The following is a 19714-nucleotide window of genomic DNA, read 5'->3' on the forward strand; positions in this document are numbered from 1 at the left end:
TTTCACTCAGCACTGAAAAAGGCCCGGGCCGCAGCCGCATCGGCGGCAATCCGGGCCTGCAAGGCGGAAAGGTCGGAAAATTTCATTTCGTCGCGCAGTTTGTGCACGAACTCAACGGACAGGTGGGCGCCATAAATGTCGCCCTGGAAATCGAAAACATGCACTTCCAGCAGGGGCCGGGTTCCTCCCAGGGTGGGACGAATGCCCAGATTGGCCACCCCCTGCCGCACCCGGCCACTGGGCCCCAGGACCCGCACGGCGAACACGCCGGTCATGGGCAGGGGATTGTGCCGAATGTAGATGTTGGCCGTGGCAAACCCCAGTTGCCGGCCCAGCTTGCGGCCATGGACCACCCGCCCGTCGATGGCATAGGGGCGCCCCAGGAACAGGGCGGCCTTGTCCATGTCACCGGCCTCCAGGGCCTGACGCACGGCGGAACTGGAAACCCGCTCACCCGCCAGCTGGATGCTGGACATGGCTTCCACCTGGAAGCCCCGGGCCCGGCCGGCGGCCTGGAGATAGGCAAAATCCCCCAGCCGTCCCGCCCCGAAGCGGAAATCGTCACCGATGATCAGGTGCCGGGCGCAGAGCCCCCGGACCAGGATTTCCTCCACGAAGGCATCGGCGCTCAAGGCGGCAAAGGCAGGGTTGAAGCGGGCCACGTGCACCTGCTCCACGCCGGCGGCGGCAAAACGCTCCAGCTTTTCCCGCAGGGTGGTGAGCCGGGCCGGCGCCGAAGCGGGGGAAAAGAATTCCCGGGGATGGGGCTCGAAGGTCACGGCCACCGCCGGCAGACCCAGCTCCCGGGCCTTGTCCGTCAGGCGCTCCAGCAGGGCCAGGTGGCCCCGATGCACCCCGTCGAAATTACCGAGGGTGAGCACCGTGGCAGAGGAAACGGGCCGGTGGAAACCGCGAAAGACGAGCATCGGGGAGGAGGGCTGCCGAAAAAAGCGGCAATTATAGCGCTTTGGGAGGCCTGGCCCTGCATCCCTGACAGAACACGGATCAGCCCAGCTTGGCCATGGGCGACTTGGGCGGCGGCGGATTCTGCTCCAGATAGCGCAGGATGCCCCGGGCCAGGGCCTCGGCCATCTGGTCCTGATAGCCCTCGTCCGCCAGCTTGCGCTCCTCCTCCGGGTTGGAGATGAAGGCGGTCTCCACCAGGATGGAGGGGATGTCCGGCGCCTTGAGCACGGCAAAACCGGCCTGCTCGACACTGGCTTTGTGCAGACGGTTGATGCCCCCCAGTTCTCCCAGCACGGCCTTGGCCAGACGCATGCTGTCGGCGCTGGTGGCAGTCTGGGAAAGATCCAGCAGGGTGCGGGCCAGGAAGGGGTCCTTGACGTTGATGTTCACACCGCCGATCAGGTCCGCGTCGTTTTCCTTCTGGGCCAGCCAGCGGGCCGCCGTGCTCGACGCCCCCTTCTCGGACAGGATGAACACCGACGACCCCCGGGCCTCGGGCTTGATCCAGGCATCCGCGTGGATGGAAACGAACAGGTCGGACTGGACCCGGCGGGCCTTCTGTACCCTGGTACCCAGGGGCACGAAGAAATCCCCGTCCCGGGTCAGAGCGACGCGCACATTGGACTGGCGCTCCAGCTTCGCCTTGAGGCGCCGGGCAATGGCCAGGGTCACGGTCTTCTCATGGGTGCCGCCCCGACCCACGGCGCCGGGGTCTTCGCCTCCGTGACCGGCATCCAGGGTGATGGTGATCAGCCGGTTCACCTTGGCCTTGCCGGGCTCGGGATGTTTCTTGTCGCTCTTGCCCGGCTCAGGCCGGGCCGGCTCTTCCAGCTTCAGCTCTTCGGCCGACTGCAGCGGGCGGTCGCTACGGCTCTGCTCCTGGAGCAGGGCCAGCAGGGGGTCCACCGGTTTTTCCGGATAAACGTCCAGCACCAGCCGGTGGCCGTACTCCCCCACCGGCGCCAGGGTGAACACCTGGGGCGCCACCCGGGTCTTGAGCTCCATCACCAGGCGCACCACCCCGGGCTTGAAACGGCCGGCCCGGAGCAACTTGATGTAAGGGTCGCTCTCGGCCACCTTGCCGGACAGGCTTTCCAGCACCTTGTTGAATTCAACCCCCTCGATATCCACCACCAGCCGGTCGGGATTCTCGATGGTGAAGTGGGAGAACTTGATCGGGGAATCATGCTCCAGGGTCACCCGGGTGTAGTCGGCCGCCGGCCAGACCCGCACGGCGAGGATGGAGGGATTGCGGGGCGCGGCCCGCCCCAGGGGGGAAACGGAAAGGGCTAGGGTTGCGCCGGCGAAGTGCAGGAGTCGGCGGCGCCCCAGGCTGCGTAGAGTCTCGTCAGACATTGCTGGCCCTCCTCGCTGCAGGCGACGGGCACCAGGTCCCGGGCATCGGCCCGGTGCCGGATAGCCAGGCGCAGATCCGCCGGCGGGACATATCCCGCCGCTTTTTCCGGCCACTCCACCAGACAGACCGAATCTTCGCGAAAGTATTCGCCCAAACCTGCATCAACAAATTCCTCCGGCGAACCGAAGCGATAAAAATCAAAGTGATACAAGTATAAGCTCGAAATTACGTAAACTTCAACCAGCGCATAGGTCGGACTCTTCACCGGACCCTGGTGGCCCAGGGCCCGCAACAGGGCCCGCACCAGGGTAGTTTTACCCGCCCCCAGGTCCCCTTCCAGATAGATCACCAGCCCCGGCCGGATGCACCCGGCCAGCAGCCCCCCCAGGCGCTCGGTGGCCGCCGCGTCGGCGAGCGGCAATTCACGGGTACACTGCTTCGCATGCATGATCCTGACTCCTTGATAACACTGGCCCGCCAGCTGGAAGGCTGGGCCCGGGACCTGGGTTTCGCCCGGGTCGGCATCGCCCGGGCCCAGGTGGGAGATGCCGCTGGCCGGCTCCAGGCCTGGCTGGCCGAGGGCCGGCACGGGGAGATGGATTATATGGCCCGGCACGAGGAACTGCGCGCCCGGCCCGAGGCCCTGGTGCCCGGCACCCTGACGGTGATTTCCGCCAGCCTGGACTACTGGCCCGAAACAGGTCTTTTGCCAGCCATCTCGGCCCTGGCCCAGCCGCAACGGGCCTACATCTCCCGCTATGCCCTGGGCCGGGACTACCACAAGGTGATGCGCGGCCGGCTGCAGAAGCTGGCCACCCGCATGGAAGCCGCCATCGGTCCCTTCGGCTACCGGGTCTTTTCCGATTCGGCCCCGGTCATGGAAGTGGAGTTCGCCAGCCGCAGCGGCCTGGGCTGGCGCGGCAAACACACCCTGCTGCTGACCCGGGAAGGTTCCTGGCGCTTCCTCGGGGAAATCTACACCGACCTGCCCCTGCCCGAGACCGCGCCGGAAAAGCCTCACTGCGGCAGCTGCAGCTCCTGCATCGCGGCCTGCCCCACCCGGGCCATCACCGCCCCCTACCAGGTGGATGCCCGGCTTTGCATCTCCTACCTGACCATCGAACTGGCGGGCCCCATTCCCGAGGCGCTGCGGCCCCTGATCGGCAACCGCATCTACGGCTGCGACGACTGCCAGCTGTGCTGCCCCTGGAACCGCTTCGGCCAGCTCGGCGATCCTGAATTCGCGCCCCGCCAGGGACTGGACCGGGCCAGCCTGGTGCAGCTGCTGGCCTGGGAAGAAGGTGATTTCAACGAGCGCCTGGCGGGCAGCCCCATCCGCCGCATCGGTCACGAACGCTGGCTGCGCAACATCGCCGTGGCCCTGGGCAACGGCCCCGCCAGCCCGGAAGCCCTGCACGCCCTGGGGCAAAGAGCAGAGCATCCTTCAGCGCTGGTGCGGGAACACGTGGCCTGGGCCCTCCTGCAGCTGCGCCCCTGAGCCAACAAACTCGTTTGTCATTTATTCCAAGTGCATTACAATCCCGCCTCCGGGGGTCGGCGGCCTGTCTCTGCACGGCCTCCGGTACTCGCGCCATCCCCATCCATGGCGGATGGCGACTTTCGACAACCTGAAATAGGGATAGAGCAACATGCAAAAGATCGATCGTACCGAACTGGTCAAGGCCAACATCAGCGGCGGCTGCAGCCACAAGGGCAAGCAGCAGCCCCCCAGCACCACCGTCAACGTCACGGTGAACGTCACCAACACCAACGGCGCCCCCACCCCCGCACCTGTGTAAATCCCAGGTTGCTGCCCCGGCTCCTGAGCCGGGGCTCTGCTGCACCATGCCCCGGCGGCCATCCGGCAGCCGGGGTTTTTCCCAGCCCTCTGATCGCTCCCGGAAGTGTCCAAGTTCTCATTGAAGCGCCCCGCCATACGCCTGCTCGCGGCCATCCTGCGCTTCACGCCGATCCGGCTGTTCCCCTTCCTGGCCCGCATGCTCTGGCACTGCAGCTGGCTGCTGCAGCCATCCGCCTACTGGCTGGGCCTGAGCCGCCAGGAAATCGGCCGGCAGAGCCTGGGCCTGAGCCCCGGGCAATGCGCCGGCGCGGAAATCGGATACCACCTGGAAAAGCTGCTGGACTGGAAGATGGCCACGGCCCGCCCTGCGGAACGCAACTGGCCCGGCCTGGAGGAAACGGCCCGGCGGCTGAGCCAGGAGATACAAAAGCTCCGGCAGCTGCATCCGGCCTCCCCGGTCATCCTCTCCCCTTTCCACTACGTCTCCCAGTACACCAACATCCAGGTCTGCGACCTGGTCCGGCAATACCTGGGCCTGGAAAAACTGTCGGTGGTATCAGCCGTCCCCTACGGGGTGCACTGGGATGACCACAGCCTGATCCCCCACCTGAGGATTCTCTACACCTATGCCGACCAGGCCAGGAACAGCCTGGGCATCAGTTTCGTGCGCGCCCTGAAGAAGGAGGGGGTGGCGGTGCTGTTTGCCGACATCACCCCCTGGACCCTGGCCCGCGCCCCCATGGAAACCACGGGCGTCAGCTTGTTCGGCAAGCCGGCCCGTATCCAGAACGGGGTTTTCCGGCTGGGCGCGCCGCTGCAGGCCATCCTCCTGCCCTTTGCCCTGCAAGTCCGCGACGGCCGTTGCAGCGCCCAGATCCACCCCGCCCTGTCCCTGGCAGACCCGGAGGCCCCCCGGCAGCTGGCCGCCTGCATCGAGCACAGCATCCGCAGCAATTACCCCCAGTGGCTCCAGGCGGGACACCCAGCCATGTACTGGTTCGCCAGCGCCCGCTAGGGCCCGCAGGCGCGACTCCGAAAGAAACATTCCCCATGGAATACACCCAACTCCCCGAATTCCGGGACATCTCCTGGCGGCACCTAGCCTACGCTGCCACCACCCTCATCCTCGCCGCCACGGGCTTTGCCTTCTGGCATGAAATCGAGCTGAAGCAGGATGTGCCCGGGGCCATCGTCAGCCAGTCGGAAATCAAGATCCAGAACCTCCAGGGGCTGGTGCGGGAGATTTACGTCCAGCCCGGCCAGCAGGTGGAGGCCGGCACCCCCCTGTTCCGGATCGAAAAAGACATCTCCCTGAGCATGACGGGCCAGCAGCAAGCGGCCTTCGAGGAAAACACCCGGGCCAGGCAGCTGGCCACGGCGGAGCTCGAGTATTCCCAGCGCCAGCAGGAAATCCGCTCCCGCCTGGACGGCATGGACCAGAGCATAGGAACCCAGCAGCAGATCAGGGAAAACGCCCGCCAGGAAGTGCTCCAGCACCAGGAACTGCTGGCCGCCGCCGAGGGCCGCCTGGAGCGGCTGGAAACCGCCCGGGAATATGTGCTGCAGGAACGCATCGACACCGCCCGGGCGGAAGTGCTGCAGCAACGCATCGCCCTGAGCCGCAGCCAGGCCCAGGAAAAACAGTCGATCAGCGAACTGAACCGGCTCCAGGCCAGCCGCCGGGAATTGCAGACCCAGCTCCCCGGCCAGGACATCGCACGGCAAAAGAACATCCATGAAATCAATGCCCGCTTCGAACGGGAGCGCCAGAGCCAGGTGATTTCCGCCCCCCGGACCGGCATCGTCGCCTTTGCCAACCTGCTGCCCGGGCAGATGCTGCGGGAGGAGGACATCGCCATGGTGCTCAGCACGGGAGAGGCCCAGCCCCTGATGGCCGCCCTGCGGATTCCCTCGCGCAAACGGGGCTTCATCAAGGAAGGGCAGCTGGTACGCCTGAAGCTGGATGCCTTTCCCTACACCCGCTTCGGCTCCTACCCGGCCAGGATCTCGCACATTTCCACCACCACCGTGGCTCCACCCAGCGCGCCGGGTGCCGCTGCCGGCGAGATCCCCTCCCCCGGCAGCAGCGAGGGGGAATACGTGGCCTGGGCCATCCTGCCGGGCAACAGCTTCACGGCGGAAGGCCGGCAGTACGAAATCCTGCCGGGCATGAGCGCCACCGCCAGCATCGTCGTCGAGGAGCGGACCATCGCCGAATGGATCCTGGCGCCCATCTATCGCATGTTCCGGAACTGAAACCATGCAGGTGATCTACCAGAACGAGGTGGCAGAGTGCGGCTACGCCTGCCTGGCCATGACCCTCAGCCATTTGGGCCGCGCCACGGAAATCCGGGAGCTCTCGGCCTACCGCCCGGTCTCCGCCAACGGCCTGTCCCTGACCGACCTCTACGACGTGGCCACCGAATTCGGGCTGGCGGTGGAAGCCTACCGTTTCGGTGCGGATGACGTTTCCAACATCAAGAAAGGCTCTATCCTGCACTTTGGCGGAGCCCACTTCGTGGTCTTCGAAAAATGCGGCCGGGGCCATGTGCGCATCATCGACCCGGCCAGCGGCCGGCGGACCATAGCCATGGATACCTTCCTGGCGAGCGTCTCGGGCTACCTGCTCGAATGCCAGGCCACCCCGGCCATGCCCCGGATCAAGGCCAGATCCCGGGTTCCGGCCGCCGTGGCCCGGATCTTCAAGCTGAACCCGGAGCTGCGCCCCCAGATCGCGAAAATCCTGTTCGTCGCCGTGGGCAGCCAGTTCGCCATTCTCGCCCTGCCCTACCTGGGCAACCTGGTCCTGGACCAGGTGGTGGCCAGCGACAACCAGAGCCTCCTGAACCTGCTAGCCCTGACCTTCTCCAGCATCTTCCTGATCGGCGCCTTCAGCCACTACGTGGAGCGCTACCTGACGGAACTGGTGCACCAGAGCACGGAGGTCAAGGTGACCGAGAGCCTCTTTGCCCGACTCCTGCGCAACCCCATCTCCTACTTCGAAAAACGCCACGTGGGCGACCTGTTCGCCCGCATCAAGGCCCAGAGCGAAATCAACAGCTACACCACCAGCACCTACGCCACCTTGTGGATAGACCTGGTGGTGGGCTGCCTGGCCCTGGCCCTGATGCTGGTCCAGAGTCCCCTGCTCACCGGCATCGCCCTGCTGATCTTCTGCCTCTATATCGGCGTTTCCTTCCTGCTGTTCCCGGCCATGCTGGACATGCACCGCCGGGTGGTGGAGGAATCCGCCCGCTGCGACGACGCCCTGATCGAGACCATACGTGCCGCCCCCCTGGTCAAGCTGGCCCAGGGCGAGAACCGGCGCACCGCCCTGTACATGGTCCGCTTCAAGATTCTCGCCGCCGCCGCCCTGCAGTCGAGCCGCCTGCACAGCCTGCGGGCCGCCCTGCTGAAGCTGATCGAGTACGCCGATACGGTGGCCATCACCTGGATCGCCGCCACCCTGATGATAGGCGGCAAGATCTCCGTGGGGACTTTCTACTCCTTCCTGATCTACAAGTCGCTCCTCTCGGAACGCTTCTCCCGCACCATCAACGCGGGCTTCCAGTACTACATGCTGAATGTGCCGGCCGCCCGGGTGGACGACATCATCGAAGCGCCGGAAGAGCGCTACACCCCCCTGGCGGACAGTCTCCGGGCCGTGGAAGTCAGCACCTTCGAGCACATCGGGGTACGCCAGCTGAGCTTCCGCTACGGGGTCTCGGACCAGCCCGTCCTCCACGAAGTGGACCTGGACATCCGCCGGGGCGACAAGATCGCCATCCTCGGCCCCTCGGGCAGCGGCAAATCCACCCTGTTCAAGCTGCTCGCCGCCGCCGAACCCCTGCAACAGGGGCGGATCACCCTGAACGGCATAGACTGGCCCAACCTGACCGTAGACGAAATCCGCCGCCATGCGATCCACATGCGTCAGGGCGACATCATCCTGCACGGCTCCATCGCCGATAACGTCTCCCTGTTCGCGGCCCACACCGACGATCAGCGGGTGCACCGCTGCCTGGAGCAGGTGGGCCTCCTGGAGGACGTGCTGCGTCTGCCCATGCGCACCCGGACCATCATCAGCGACAGCATCGCCAACATCTCTGCCGGCCAGCGTCAGCGGCTGCTGCTGGCCAGGGTGCTGTACCAGGAACGGGAGCTCTGCCTCCTCGATGAACCCACCTCCAACCTGGACCCGGATTCCGTCCAGCGCATCGCCCGGCTGCTGCAGGAACTGCCGCGCACCATCGTCGCCATCACCCACGACATGAATCTGGCGGCCAGCTTTCCCGTCCGCTACCAGATGCAAGACGGCTGCCTGGTCAGGATCTGAGATGCGCCGGACCCTCCTGCTCCTGATCCTCCTGCTCCTGATCCTTCTGCTCAGCAGCCCCTGGAGCCCGGCCCGGGCCGCCGACCTGTTCACCCTGGTGAGCCAGGCCCTGCAGCATGACGCCGGGCTCGCCGCCGCCCGGGCCACCCTGGAAGCCGCCGAACAGGCCGGTCCCAAGGCCAGGGCGGCCCTGCTGCCCCGCCTGGATGCCGGCTGGGGCCAGACCTGGAACCGCTACAAGACCGAAGGACAGCCGGAAGCCAGATACCGCCAGGACGGCTGGAAGGTGGTGCTGTCCCAGCCCATCTTCGACTGGAGCAGCTGGATCGGCTACCAGCAGGCGGAACTGGTCCACGCCCAGGCCGGCCTCGCCTATGCCCAGGCCCGCCAGGACCTGGTGCTGCTGGTCGCCGCCAGCTATTTCCAGACCCTGGCGGCAGAAGAAGAACTGCAGCGGCTGCAACGTCACCGGGAGATGCTGGAATCCCACGCCGAACTGCTGGCCCACCGGAAACAGGCGGGCGAAGCCACCCTGATCGATCTGCAGGATACCCAGGTGGACCTGGAGCAGATCGGCCTGCAGCTGGAGCAGGCCCGGGCCCAGGTGCGCCTGGGCCAGTTACAGCTGGAACAGATGTCAGGCATGCCCGTCGCCACCCTGGCCCGGCTCGACGGGGAGGCCAGCCTGCCCCGGCTACAGCCCGCCCGGGAAGACGCCTGGATCGAGCAGGCCCGCAACCAGAGCTATCCGGTCCAGATCCGCCGCCTGGGAAAGGAAATCGCCGCGGCGGACACGGCCCGCATCCGCGCGGAAAACTACCCGGTCGTCAGCCTCTCGGCCAGCCACAGCCCGGCGGGCGCCGCGGAAGGCTACACCCGGCCCAGCACCACCTCGGTGGCCATGCTGCAGGTGAGCCTGCCCCTTTTCACCGGGGGCGGCATCCAGGCCAGGAGCAGGGAAAGCCAGGCCATGGAATGGAAGGCCGGGGAAGAGGCCCGGGCAGCGGAACAGCTGCTGACCCGGCAGGCCCGGGAGGAATACCTGAAGATCAGCTCCGGCTTGCGCCAGCTGCAACTGCTCCAGGAGCTGCGCCAGAGCACCCGCACCGCCCTGGACAGCACCCGCATGGGCTACCGCTTCGGCAGCCGCAGCAGCGTGGACGTGCTGCGCGCCATGGAAGCCCTGTCGACCAATGAAAGCGAATGGATACGCCGCCGCCACGAAGTATTAACGGCCATCCTGCGCCTCAAGGCCGCCGCCGCCGCCCTGGACCTGGAAGACATCCAGCAGATCAACCGGCTGCTGAGTGCCACTCCCGCCCCCGGCAGGGCCGGGGAGCCGGGGGAGCTGCGCCTGAGCTGGTCCCTGGGCGGGAACCAAGACACCGGAGCGGCGCCCTCCCCCCGCCTGACGCCCTGAAACACCCGGGCCGGCAGGCCGGGAGCCGCTCAGGCCCGGAACCGGGCCAGGGCGCTCTGCAGGCGCCGGGAGAGCTCCTGCAGGCGCTCGGTGGATTGGGCGTTGCGGTCGGCCACGTCGGTGTTGGCCTCGGCCATCTGGGCGATGTTCTCCACGGCCCGGGCGATGTCCTGGCTGGCGGCGCTCTGTTCCCGGGTGCTGCCGGCGATGTCATGGACCACCTGGACCACCCGCTCGGCCTTCTGGTCGATGTCCGAAAGGGCCTCGCCGGCCTCCCGGGCCAGGTTCACCCCCGCATCCATGCACTGCCGCACCTGGGCCATGCGGCTCACGGCGGACTGGGTTTCGCGCACGATGGCATCGATGGTGGCGGCGATCTCCTGGGTGGAGTGGGTGGTGCGCTCGGCCAGCTTCCTGACCTCGTCGGCGACCACCGCGAAACCGCGCCCCTGTTCCCCGGCCCGGGCCGCCTCGATGGCCGCATTCAGGGCCAGCAGGTTGGTCTGGTCGGCGATTTCCCGGATCACCCCGACGACGGAGGAAATCTGTTTGGACTGCTCCCCCAGGGCCACGATGTCGTCGGCGGATTCGCCGATTTCCCGGGCGATTTCTTCCATCTGGGTCACGGTGCGGGTTACGATCCCATGCCCCTGGAGCGTCGATTCCCGGGCGGCAGAGCTCACGTCGGCGGCTTCCCCGGCGTTTTCCGCCACGTGGGTGATGCTCACCGACATTTCCTCCACCGAGGCCGCCATGCCTGAAGCCGCCTGGGACTGCTGGCCGGAACTGTCCCGCACGCTGTCCGAAGCCCGCCCCAGTTCCTCGGCAGAGGCCCCGATGGACTCGGAAGCGGAACGGGCCTCATCCACCAGGTGCCGGATGCTTGCCGCCGTCACGTTCAGGGCATGCCCCAGGCACAGCATTTCATTGGCCGAGGAGGCATCGGCCAGGGGCACGCTGACCCGCAGGTCCCCCTGCCCCAGCTGCGACAGGGCCTGGGTGACCCCGGCCAGGGGGGCCAGACAGGAACGCACCAGGAAGAAGATCAAAATGCCCGAAGCCAGGGCCCCGAGTACGCCCACCAGGAGCAGCATGTTGCGCATCTGGCGGCTGGCTTCCAGGTATTCATGCAGCCAGCTGCCGGTCACCACGGCCATGTTCCAGCCCGCCGAGTGGCTGAAACCGACGATCTTCTCCTCCATCCGGCCCTGGGCATCGGCCAGCTCATAGCGGAAGGAGCCATCCTTGCGGGCCATGACCTGACGCACCATGTCCTGGGCCGCTGCCGGCATGGTCTCGGCCACGCTCTTGCCCTGCAGTTCCGGATGCAGGATGAACTCGGCGATCTTGCTCTCGTCCTCCGTGGGCCGCACGATCCAGACATAACCCGTGTCTCCGGCCTTGATCCGGCCCATCACGTCGCGGATCTGCTGCAGCTCCGCCGCCAGGCTGATACGCACGGAAATGCCGCCGAACACCTTGCCGTCCGGCCCCTTCAGGGCGGTCACGGTACTGAAGAAGAACTCCCCGCCCCGCACCACCAGGCCGGCGTAATTCTCCCCCTTGAGCAGGGCCTGTGGCACCGGGTCCTTGGGGCTCAGGAAAGTCCCGTCCATGAACACGCCATCCTTCTTCAGGAGGGTGGCGGCCCGGTAAACCTTGCCGTCGTCCACCACCAGGAAGGCCACGTCATCCCCGGTCAGGCTGCGGAAATCCTCCAGGCGCTTGTGCTGGCTGTTGAGGATGTCGTTGCCCAGGCGCAGCACCGGCAGCTCCACTTCCCCGGTCTTGACCCGGCCCTCGCCCAGGCGGATCTCGCCTCCCAACCACTGACGCAGGAAGGAGGACTGGCGCTCGCCCCGGACCTTCACGTTCTCGAAATAGGCATCCAGGATGCCGGACAGGACCCGGGCCTGCTCACGCAGTTCCACCTCGGTCTCGGCGATGGCGGTCTGCTCGTTCATCCGGTTGCTGACGTAGGTGACGACGGCAAAGATCAGCAGCAGGAAGGCCACGGCAGCCAGGATGATCTGCTGGGATATGGATAGATGGCGATAACGGGACAACATGTCTTCCCCCTTGTTGTACGGACCTTGTTGTTTTTGCTGGCCGGGTACTACACCAAACGGCATACCTCGGCAGCATACTCCAGCCCCAAGGGGCTGAATAGGGGAAAGCAATGGTCCGTCCAGACCTATGGAAAAGCCCAGCACGCCCTTTTTTGCCCGCCACGCTCACAAGCGCCGCTCACCACCCCTCGCCCGTCCCAGGTACGAAGCGCGGCGGGCTGGCGGCTCCCTGCTCACACACCCTGACCGGGGCCGCCGCCCCCTGCCGGGGCAGGGCATAGCCGTCCGCCAGGATCTGCCGCAGGGCTTCCAGCCAGGCCAGGGTCAGCCCCGCCAGGCCGGTATAGAAACAGGCGGAACGCTCCCGGGCCTGAAGCCGCCCGTTCCAGGCCGGCAGCCACCGCAGCAGGTGCTGGTCGAGCACCCGGGCCAGCAGGGCCAGGTCCGTTCCCGGCCGGCTCAGCCGGGCGGCGAGCCAGCCCAGCTGGCAGACCAGGTGATCCCCATGCCAGCCGGGAGGCGGCGCCAGCCCCGCTTGCCCCAGGATTTCCAGCCAGTCGAACAGGGGCTGCCCGGCCCGCAGGCGGTCCTCCCCCAGCCACACGGATTCCTCCGGGCAGGCGCCCCAGGCGCCGGTCAGGTAGAGGGCGGCGTAATCGGCGGCCAGGGCATCCAGCCCCGGGCCGGCCTCCAGGGCCGCCCGGATTTCCGCCATCGCCCGGTCGGCACCCGGCGGCTGCAGGGCCAGACCGGCGGGGAAGCCGGCATCGGCCAGGGCGGCCAGGGTAGGCCCATCCAGTTCGGCCCGGTGCAGGCGCAGCAGCTGGGCCAGGTCCTCGCTCAGGGCCCGGGCCACGGGTTCCGGCAGCTCATTCATTGCCATCCACCTTGCCCCGGGAATGGGGAATGAAGGCAATGGAAGGTCCGGTCAGGGCTGGATCGGCCATGTTCCTGACCTGCTGCACCGGGGTCTCGTGGGGTGCCATGGCCGGGGTCTTCAGGGTGCCGGCCCGGATCGCGGCGATGTCCCCCATGTCCAGTACCCGCATCATGCAGGCGGAGACGCAGTAGGGCTTGCGCCCCGCCTCCAGCTCGTCGATGCAGAAATTGCATTTCTTGATGATCTTTTCCCCCGGGTCCCACTGGGGCGCCCCGTAGGGACAGGCGGCCTCGCACTTGCGGCAGCCGATGCAGAGGGTGGAGTCGATATCCACCACCCCGTTGTCGCTGCGCTTCCAGATGGCCCCGGTGGGACAGGTGGGCAGGCAGGCGGGCTCGGCGCAGTGGTTGCAGGACATGTTCACCTTGTAGGCGTAGACCTCGGGGAAGGTACCCCCCTCCACATACATCACCCGCCGGAAGCGGGGGCCCTGTTCCAGGCCGTTCTTGTCCTTGCAGGCGATTTCGCAGGCCCGGCAGCCGATGCAATCCACGTTGTGGTGGATGAAGCCCAGCTGCACCGCCGGGCGCACGGGGCTGTCCACCTGGGCCACCTTGCGGCGGATGGCCTGCTCCAGCTCGGCCTTGTCGATCTTCTTCGCCATGTCCTAGTCGTCCCGCCGGAACACCAGGGAGCGGGGCGTGGCCTCCACCTGCCAGGCGGGCCGGTGCTGCAACAGCGTCTTGCGCACATTCACCAGCAGGGTGTTGTAGGCAAAGGCCCCGGCCGGAGAAGGCGCGTCCAGGGTGAGGAAGTCCGGGTTACCGGCCCGGTCGGTGCCCTGTTTGTCCAGGTCCATCCAGGCTCCCTCGTGCAGCACCACCACCCCGGGCAGGCAGCGCTCGGTGACGTAGGCGGGCACCACCACCCGGCCCCGCTCGTTCCACACCTCCACCAGGTCGCCGGTGACGATGCCGAGCCGGGCCGCATCCCGAGCCGCCAGGGTGACCTCCTGGGAGAAGGCCTCCTGGAGCCAGGGAATGTTGTGGAAGATGGAGTGGGTGCGCCAACGGGGGTGGGGGGTCACCATGTGGAAGGGATAGTCCTTCGCCTTCGGGTGATTGAGGGACTCGAAGGGGGGAATCCACTTGGGGATGGCCGGAATCGGCGCCCCGTACTGGGTACGCTTCCAGTCCTTTATCTGGGCCAGGCGGCTGGAGAAAATCTCGATCTTGCCCGAGGGGGTGGCAAAGGGCTTGCCCTCCTCCACCTGCTCCCGGAAGGCCACGTGGGGCTGCTCCAGCTTGAACTTGTAGACGCCCCGGGCCTTGAATTCCTCCCAGGACATGGTCACGCCCTGCTTCTTCTGCACCTTGCCTTCCCACCAGGCGCGCAGATAGGCCTCGTCCACCGCCGCGTTATGTTCGAAATAATCCCGCCCAGCCCGGGGGTTGTAGCGCTCGCCGAAGCCGAGCCGGTAGGCCAGTTCGGTGAATACCTGGAAATCGGTCTTGGACTCCCCCAGGGGCGCGATGACCTGGGGCCGGTGGATGTAGTAGTGGCCCTTGTACCAGGGCAGACCCACGTCGTGGCGCTCGAAGTGGGTGGCGATGGGCAAGAGCACGTCGGCCCAGAGGCCCGAGGGGGTGATGGTGGAATCCAGGCAGACCACCAGTTCCAGCTTCTTGATGGCCTCCAGCTGCTTGTTGATGTGGGTAAGCTGGTTCAACCAGTCGGAGCCCTGCCAGAAGATGGCGCGGATGTCGGGAATGCGCCCGTCCAGGCTGTCCTGCCGGGGCCAGAGGCCGATTTCCTCCCGCTTCACCTCCGGGTAGTTGAGCACGCAGTGGGCCCAGCGGTCCGACTTGATGGAGGCGTACCAGACATTGGCAAACTCATCGTGGGGATAGGCGATGGACTCCGGCTGCCAGGCCTTGCCCACCCCTTCGGCGCAGCCCCCCAGCACCCCCACGTTGCCGGTCATGGCCTGCAGCGCCGCGGCCATGCGGCTGTACTGTTCCCCGTGATCCGCCCGGCCCGGGGCCCAGCTGGCCTTCAGGGCCGCAGGCCGGGTGCGGGCGTAGAGGTCGGCCAGCTTCCTGATGTCCGCCGCCGCCACACCGCAGATGGCCTCGGCCCACTCGGGGGTCTTGGGCACCCCGTCCCGGGTCCCCAGGATGTAATCCTTGAAGCTCTCCTCGCCCCGGGCCCAGTCGGGCATGGTGCCCGGGTCCATGCCCTGGCAGAAGCGGTCGATGAAAGCCTGGTCCTGGAGGTTTTCGGTGAAGATGTGATGCGCCATGCCCGCCAGCATGGCGGCGTCGGTGTTGGGGCGGATGGGAATCCACCAGGCATCGTAGGCGGCGGCCGAGTCCGTGTATTGGGGGTCCACCACCACGAACTTGCAGCCCCGCTGCTTGGCCAAGCGCAGGTAGTAGAAGGTGTTGCCGCCGTGGAAGGTGTAGGCGGGATTCCAGCCCCAGAGGATCACCAGCTTGCTGTGGGCAAAGGCGTCGTCCTCGTTGCCGTCCTGGGTGGTGCCGAAGGTCATGCGGCTGGAAAAGGCGGTGCCCTGGTAGCTGGGCACCGACCAGGAACTGGTGCGACAGCCGAACATGCCGAGAAAGCGGGCCTGCAGCCCCTCGATCTGGTCGGACTTGTGCAGCACACCCCAGGAGGCCCCCGCATAAGCCTGGTCGAGGATGGCCGTGGGCCCGTACTGTTCCTTGATGGACAGCATCTTGCGGGCCACGAAATCCAGGGCCTCATCCCAGCTCACCCGCTTGAAACGCCCCTCACCCCGCTCCCCCACCCGCAGCATGGGGTAGAGCAGGCGCTCGGGGGAATAGATGCGGGCTCGGTAGGAACGGCCCCGCAGGCAGGCCCGCAGCTGGGGTTCGGCTTCCGTGTCCAGGCCGTAGGCCCCGTCCGCCTGATAACGACCGTCGTCGGTGGACAGCCGCACGATCACGTCGCCCTGCTTGTGGGCCACCAGCATGTGCCGGGAACCGCAGTTGTGGGCGCAGGAAGTCACCACGGTGCTGAGCTGGTCATCCCGGAGATAGGGCTCGTAGGGGAAGGCCCCGGCCTGCTGGCCGCCGCTCCCCAGTTCCACCAGCCCGCCCCCGGCGGCCACGGCGGCCCCGGCGCCCAGGAGCTTGAGGAAGCTGCGCCGCTCCGGGTTGAGGCGGCTGCCCCAGTCGAAGCCGGCGCTCATGCCGCAGGCCGCCGCATCTCAGCCGGCCGCCAGCTGCCGGCCATAGCCGCGCAGGGCTTCCACATCCGCCGCCTGCTGCCAGGCCAGGCGCTGGGGGTCCTGGTCCACGTAGGCCCGGGCCGCCTCCGCATCCAGGGCCAGCAGGGTTTCGAGGGTGCGCACATAGACCAGCTCCTTGGGATAGGTGGGGCCGTAATGGAGCACCAGCTCATCCTGGAACACGGCCAGGGTGGGAAAGGTCTCGATGTCCAGGGCGTCGGCCCAGTCCCCGTGGGTCTCCACATCGACCCAGTGGAAATCCACCTGGCCATGGCGGGCCGCCACCCGTTCGAACAGGGGCTGAAACTCCCGACAGGTGGCGCACCACTCGGCACAGAGACAGAACACCCGGAACCGGGGCGGGGCAGAACAGGCATCCATGGGCAGGACAGGCAGGAAGCGGGGCCTCCGATTGTACGGCCAAATGAACGGCCGAAATGTACGGCCCCAGGCCCGCCCCCCCCCCGGAACAACAGCCGCTCCAATCCAGCACAGCTGTCCCGTTCCGGCACAGGCTCCGACACAAAAATCCCCGCTCCAGCCCGGGGCGGCGGCCAGGACCCTGCGGGTACGGAACTTGATTACGGCCCCGGCCCCTTGACCGGGGCCCTGCAAAGGCCTGAAATGCCGGATATTCACAAAAACTTACAAAGCAACAGCAGCGAGAGGAGAGACGACCATGGGCTTTTTTTCCTTCACCTCCCCGGCCCGGGATGAACCCCGGACCCCGGCCACCCCGGCCGGCCTGCCTGCCAGCGGCCTGACGGCCTGCAACGCGGTGCCGGAGCGCCTGAGCGGCCTGGGCCTGGCCGAGGGCGGCGGGCTGCTGCTCAGTTTCATTCCTCCCAACGCGGATTTCCCCCGAGCCAGCAGCGACTGGCAGCGTCTGGCCGCCCCGGGCCGCAGCGTCCTCAGCATTTCCTCCACGGGCGCCCTGTGCAGCCAGAAGGGCGCCTCGCCCTATTGCGACATGAACGGCAGCCAGGCCAGCTGGCTGTGGCTGCCCGAGGGCCTGGTGGCCCGGCACGAAATCCACCAGGTGGACCTGCACGCCGGGGGCACGGCCACGGCCCGGGAACGGGTGGCCCGCATCCGCGCCGAACTGGAACAGCTGAAGATCGACCTGCCCCTGTCGGCGGAGCGCAGCTTCGCCCTGGTCCTGTGCGACGGCCTGTCGGCCTCCGAAGGCTTCCTGATGCAGGCCTGGTACGAATCCGGCCGCTTCCCCTGCCTGGCCATCGGCGGCTCCGCCGGCGGCAAGCTGGATTTCAGCGGCACCTACATGCGCGCCGGCGGCCAGGTGCTCACCGGCAAGGCCCTGCTGGTGTTCTGCCAGATGGCGCCGGGAAAGTGCTTCGCCCCCTTCAAGAGCCAGAACTTCCAGCCCACCGGCCAGCAGTGGCTGGTGGCCGAGGCCGATCCCGTGGCCCGCAGCGTCAGCTCGGTATTCGGCGCCGACGGCCGGCCCCGTCCCATCCTGGAGGCCCTGGCCGAGCATCTGCGCTGTGCCCCGGGCCAGGTCCAGGCCCAGCTGGAGGGCAAGACCTTCGGAGTGCAGGTGGGGCAGGAGTATTTCATCCGTTCCGTGGCCGGTATCCAGGCCGACCGGATCAACTTCTTCTGCGACCTGGAATTCGGCGACCACCTGCACCTGCTCAAGGCCACCGACTTCCTGCAGACCACCCAGCAGGACTGGGAGCGTTTCCTGCGCGGCAAGGGCAAGCCCCTGGCCGTGCTGCTCAATGACTGCGTCCTGCGCCGGGTAGGCAACACCGGCCAGCTGCCCCAGGCCCGCTTCTTCGACGACCTGCCCGCCGCCGGCTTTTCCACCTTCGGGGAAATCCTCGGCGTCCCCATCAACCAGACCCTCTCGGCCCTGGTGTTCTTCCAGGACAACGGCGACAGCCCCATGCGCCAGTTCCCCACCGCCTACGCCGCCTACGCCAGCCATTACGCCCAGCGGGCCCTGCACCGCTGGGAGGCCCTCAACACCCTGCAGGCCGCCGTGGTGGAGCGGGTCGTCGATTACCAGCGCGCCGTAGGTCCCCTGCTCACCACCCTGCCCCAGCTGGAGCAGGCCGCCGGGCACCAGAGCGGCACCCTGGAGCTGGCCCAGCAGAGCATCCTTTCCATCGGCGACGCGGTGGAACACACCTGCGCCGCCCAGAAGCGGCTGGAAGACGGGCTCAACGACCTGGAGCGGATTTCCCAGGCCATCGGCCAGATCACCGGCGGCATCAGCAGCATCGCCGACCAGACCAACCTGCTCGCCCTGAACGCCGCCATCGAAGCGGCCCGGGCCGGGGAAGCGGGCCGGGGCTTCGCCGTGGTGGCCGACGAGGTGAGGAAGCTGGCCCAGTCCGCCAAGGGCCAGGCCGATGCCACTGCCGGCAGCATCCGCGAGGCGGTGCAGACCATTTCCCGTATCCGCACCGTGGCCACGGAAACCGTGACCACCATGGAGGAGATGACCAGCAAGAGCAGCGCCGCCGCCGACCAGATCACCCGGATGAGCAGCAATGCCGACCAGGAACGGGCGGCCGTGGCCGCCAACCTGAGCAACCTGGCCGGGCTCTCGGACGGACTCCAGGCCATGGACGAGGCCATAGGCCAGCTGGCCCAGCTGCGCCAGCTGGCTGAACGCTGAGCGCCCTCAGGGAGCCCGGGCCGGCGCTTCCGCCGGCATGCCGGGCCAGGGGGTGCGGCGATAGGGATAGCTGATCCGGTACCAGGCCCTGCCCCCGTGGCAGCCGTAACAGACTTCGCTGTCCCGGGCCCCGGCGGCCTCGATGGCTGCCGCCTTCAGGTGAGGCACCTGGTGGCGCACACTGCGGATCTCCCGGTGGCAGCTGAGACAGGAATTGCCGTGCTCATCCCGGTGCTCGGGCCAGGGGCCCGGCAGCCCCATGCGCTCGGCGGGAAAGCGGCCGTGGCAGGGCAGGCAGGCCGCGCGGGTATCCACCGTGCGGCGCAGGGTGAAGCCCGGGGCCTCTGGAGGCGTGCCGGTGGCCGAGCTGCCTGGGGTCTCGTCCCGGGGATCGTGGCCCTGGTGGCAGCTGGTGCAGCGCAGGTCCATGAGCTCGCGGGCCAAGGGGGTGACCAGATGGCGGCGATGAAAGCTGTCCTGGGGCCCCTGGTAGGTGCTCACTTCCTGATAGGGCGCCTTGCGGGCCTCGGCCGGCAACCCGGCGGGAGAACGCTCCCGGGGCCGCTCCTCCAGGACGGATTGATGGCAGGCCAGACACTGGGCGTCGCTGGCCTGCAGGATCGCCGGCCGGAAATGCAGGGGGCTGTAGGCAGCCAGGGCCGCCCCCTGCCGGGGCGCCGGGGACGGCAGCTCCGCCGGAGTCCGCACCCAACCCAGCCAGATTCCCAACCCGGCCAGTAGCAGCGCCAGGACCAGCAGCCACCATCTCTGGCGCCCCCTCATCCCCTGCTTCAACACTGTCTTCCACTCCACCGGCAGCCTGCCTGACTTGAGCCGGGCAAGCCGATGAAACAGGGCGGTGCAGCCCGAAATCTGCTGATTTTTGTCCGAAGACGCACGATTTCCTCGCTTTCTTGCTACTGCATGTGCAATGCGGCCAAGCGCTTCAGCATCGACACCCGCTGTTCCCTGGATGGCGGAA

At 67.4% G+C, this 19714-nt stretch carries 16 protein-coding genes; 7 read left to right on the plus strand and 9 right to left on the minus strand.

The window, feature by feature from the left end; translation table 11 throughout:
- Positions 1-2: 2 nt before the first annotated feature.
- The 3 genes from G474_RS0108740 to tsaE form a co-directional block, all read right to left on the minus strand.
- Positions 3-926, minus strand: coding sequence for a bifunctional riboflavin kinase/FAD synthetase (locus G474_RS0108740; RefSeq protein ID WP_026686636.1), 924 nt, complete (start codon positions 924-926; stop codon positions 3-5).
- A gap of 79 nt (positions 927-1005) precedes the next feature.
- Positions 1006-2322, minus strand: coding sequence for an N-acetylmuramoyl-L-alanine amidase (locus tag G474_RS0108745; protein ID WP_026686637.1), 1317 nt, complete (start codon positions 2320-2322; stop codon positions 1006-1008).
- Positions 2256-2771 (minus strand): tRNA (adenosine(37)-N6)-threonylcarbamoyltransferase complex ATPase subunit type 1 TsaE, encoded by a 516-nt coding sequence (gene tsaE, locus G474_RS20205; RefSeq protein WP_051282170.1) that lies wholly within the window; start codon positions 2769-2771, stop codon positions 2256-2258. Before tsaE ends, G474_RS0108745 begins: the two co-directional genes overlap by 67 nt.
- Here tsaE and queG point away from each other — a divergent pair.
- The 6 genes from queG to G474_RS20210 all read left to right on the plus strand — a co-directional run bounded on the left by queG (position 2766) and on the right by G474_RS20210 (position 9880).
- On the plus strand, positions 2766-3821 hold the full coding sequence (gene queG, locus G474_RS0108755; protein ID WP_026686639.1) for a tRNA epoxyqueuosine(34) reductase QueG: 1056 nt from the start codon (positions 2766-2768) through the stop codon (positions 3819-3821). The two genes, tsaE and queG, sit on opposite strands and share 6 nt — an antisense overlap.
- A gap of 151 nt (positions 3822-3972) precedes the next feature.
- Positions 3973-4122, plus strand: coding sequence for a hypothetical protein (locus G474_RS23325; protein WP_156919208.1), 150 nt, complete (start codon positions 3973-3975; stop codon positions 4120-4122).
- Between the two features lie 120 nt (positions 4123-4242).
- Entirely contained in the window at positions 4243-5139 is an 897-nt protein-coding gene (locus tag G474_RS0108765) for a lysophospholipid acyltransferase family protein (RefSeq protein ID WP_026686640.1), read from the plus strand.
- Positions 5140-5174: 35 nt separating this feature from the next.
- A complete protein-coding gene (locus tag G474_RS0108770) occupies positions 5175-6380 on the plus strand; it encodes an HlyD family secretion protein (protein ID WP_026686641.1) in 1206 nt (401 codons plus the stop codon).
- A 4-nt stretch (positions 6381-6384) separates the two neighbouring features.
- Entirely contained in the window at positions 6385-8460 is a 2076-nt protein-coding gene (locus G474_RS0108775) for a peptidase domain-containing ABC transporter (protein ID WP_026686642.1), read from the plus strand.
- Position 8461: 1 nt separating this feature from the next.
- Positions 8462-9880, plus strand: a complete 1419-nt coding sequence (locus tag G474_RS20210; RefSeq protein WP_051282172.1) for a TolC family protein — start codon at positions 8462-8464, stop codon at positions 9878-9880.
- A 29-nt stretch (positions 9881-9909) separates the two neighbouring features.
- On the opposite strand, the gene G474_RS20215 is transcribed toward G474_RS20210, so the two are convergent.
- From G474_RS20215 to G474_RS23330, 5 genes are all read right to left on the minus strand, one after another.
- The gene (locus G474_RS20215; protein ID WP_043463809.1) at positions 9910-11949 is read right to left on the minus strand and encodes a methyl-accepting chemotaxis protein; all 2040 of its coding nucleotides are present in this window, start codon (positions 11947-11949) and stop codon (positions 9910-9912) included.
- Between the two features lie 178 nt (positions 11950-12127).
- On the minus strand, positions 12128-12832 hold the full coding sequence (locus G474_RS22040; protein WP_084513677.1) for a TorD/DmsD family molecular chaperone: 705 nt from the start codon (positions 12830-12832) through the stop codon (positions 12128-12130).
- On the minus strand, positions 12819-13493 hold the full coding sequence (locus G474_RS0108795) for a 4Fe-4S dicluster domain-containing protein (RefSeq protein WP_084513678.1): 675 nt from the start codon (positions 13491-13493) through the stop codon (positions 12819-12821). The genes G474_RS22040 and G474_RS0108795 overlap by 14 nt, the downstream gene beginning before the upstream one ends.
- 3 nt (positions 13494-13496) lie before the next feature.
- Entirely contained in the window at positions 13497-16046 is a 2550-nt protein-coding gene (locus G474_RS0108800; RefSeq protein WP_026686645.1) for a molybdopterin-dependent oxidoreductase, read from the minus strand.
- 18 nt (positions 16047-16064) lie between these two features.
- On the minus strand, positions 16065-16466 hold the full coding sequence (locus G474_RS23330) for a thioredoxin family protein (protein WP_026686646.1): 402 nt from the start codon (positions 16464-16466) through the stop codon (positions 16065-16067).
- Positions 16467-16764: 298 nt separating this feature from the next.
- Between G474_RS23330 and G474_RS24535 the strand changes: the two genes are divergently transcribed.
- Positions 16765-18732, plus strand: coding sequence for a methyl-accepting chemotaxis protein (locus G474_RS24535; protein WP_084513679.1), 1968 nt, complete (start codon positions 16765-16767; stop codon positions 18730-18732).
- A 6-nt stretch (positions 18733-18738) separates the two neighbouring features.
- Here G474_RS24535 and G474_RS20225 read toward each other — a convergent pair whose 3' ends face one another.
- Complete coding sequence (locus G474_RS20225) at positions 18739-19527, minus strand: hypothetical protein (protein ID WP_156919209.1); 789 nt, start codon at positions 19525-19527, stop codon at positions 18739-18741.
- Positions 19528-19714 lie beyond the last annotated feature (187 nt).

Source organism: Azovibrio restrictus DSM 23866, assembly GCF_000429665.1.
Taxonomy (GTDB): domain Bacteria; phylum Pseudomonadota; class Gammaproteobacteria; order Burkholderiales; family Rhodocyclaceae; genus Azovibrio; species Azovibrio restrictus.

What these genes read in the sequence shown, in the direction of transcription:
- G474_RS20210 (WP_051282172.1), top strand. Translation starts at nt 8,462, where the DNA reads ATGCGCCGGACCCTCCTGCTCCTGATCCTCCTGCTCCTGATCCTTCTG.
- queG (WP_026686639.1), top strand. Translation starts at nt 2,766, where the DNA reads ATGCATGATCCTGACTCCTTGATAACACTGGCCCGCCAGCTGGAAGGC.
- G474_RS0108740 (WP_026686636.1), bottom strand. Translation starts at nt 926, where the DNA reads ATGCTCGTCTTTCGCGGTTTCCACCGGCCCGTTTCCTCTGCCACGGTG.
- G474_RS23325 (WP_156919208.1), top strand. Translation starts at nt 3,973, where the DNA reads ATGCAAAAGATCGATCGTACCGAACTGGTCAAGGCCAACATCAGCGGC.
- G474_RS0108800 (WP_026686645.1), bottom strand. Translation starts at nt 16,046, where the DNA reads ATGAGCGCCGGCTTCGACTGGGGCAGCCGCCTCAACCCGGAGCGGCGC.
- G474_RS23330 (WP_026686646.1), bottom strand. Translation starts at nt 16,466, where the DNA reads ATGGATGCCTGTTCTGCCCCGCCCCGGTTCCGGGTGTTCTGTCTCTGT.
- G474_RS24535 (WP_084513679.1), top strand. Translation starts at nt 16,765, where the DNA reads ATGGGCTTTTTTTCCTTCACCTCCCCGGCCCGGGATGAACCCCGGACC.
- tsaE (WP_051282170.1), bottom strand. Translation starts at nt 2,771, where the DNA reads ATGCATGCGAAGCAGTGTACCCGTGAATTGCCGCTCGCCGACGCGGCG.
- G474_RS22040 (WP_084513677.1), bottom strand. Translation starts at nt 12,832, where the DNA reads ATGGCAATGAATGAGCTGCCGGAACCCGTGGCCCGGGCCCTGAGCGAG.
- G474_RS0108775 (WP_026686642.1), top strand. Translation starts at nt 6,385, where the DNA reads ATGCAGGTGATCTACCAGAACGAGGTGGCAGAGTGCGGCTACGCCTGC.
- G474_RS0108770 (WP_026686641.1), top strand. Translation starts at nt 5,175, where the DNA reads ATGGAATACACCCAACTCCCCGAATTCCGGGACATCTCCTGGCGGCAC.
- G474_RS0108795 (WP_084513678.1), bottom strand. Translation starts at nt 13,493, where the DNA reads ATGGCGAAGAAGATCGACAAGGCCGAGCTGGAGCAGGCCATCCGCCGC.
- G474_RS20215 (WP_043463809.1), bottom strand. Translation starts at nt 11,949, where the DNA reads ATGTTGTCCCGTTATCGCCATCTATCCATATCCCAGCAGATCATCCTG.
- G474_RS0108745 (WP_026686637.1), bottom strand. Translation starts at nt 2,322, where the DNA reads ATGTCTGACGAGACTCTACGCAGCCTGGGGCGCCGCCGACTCCTGCAC.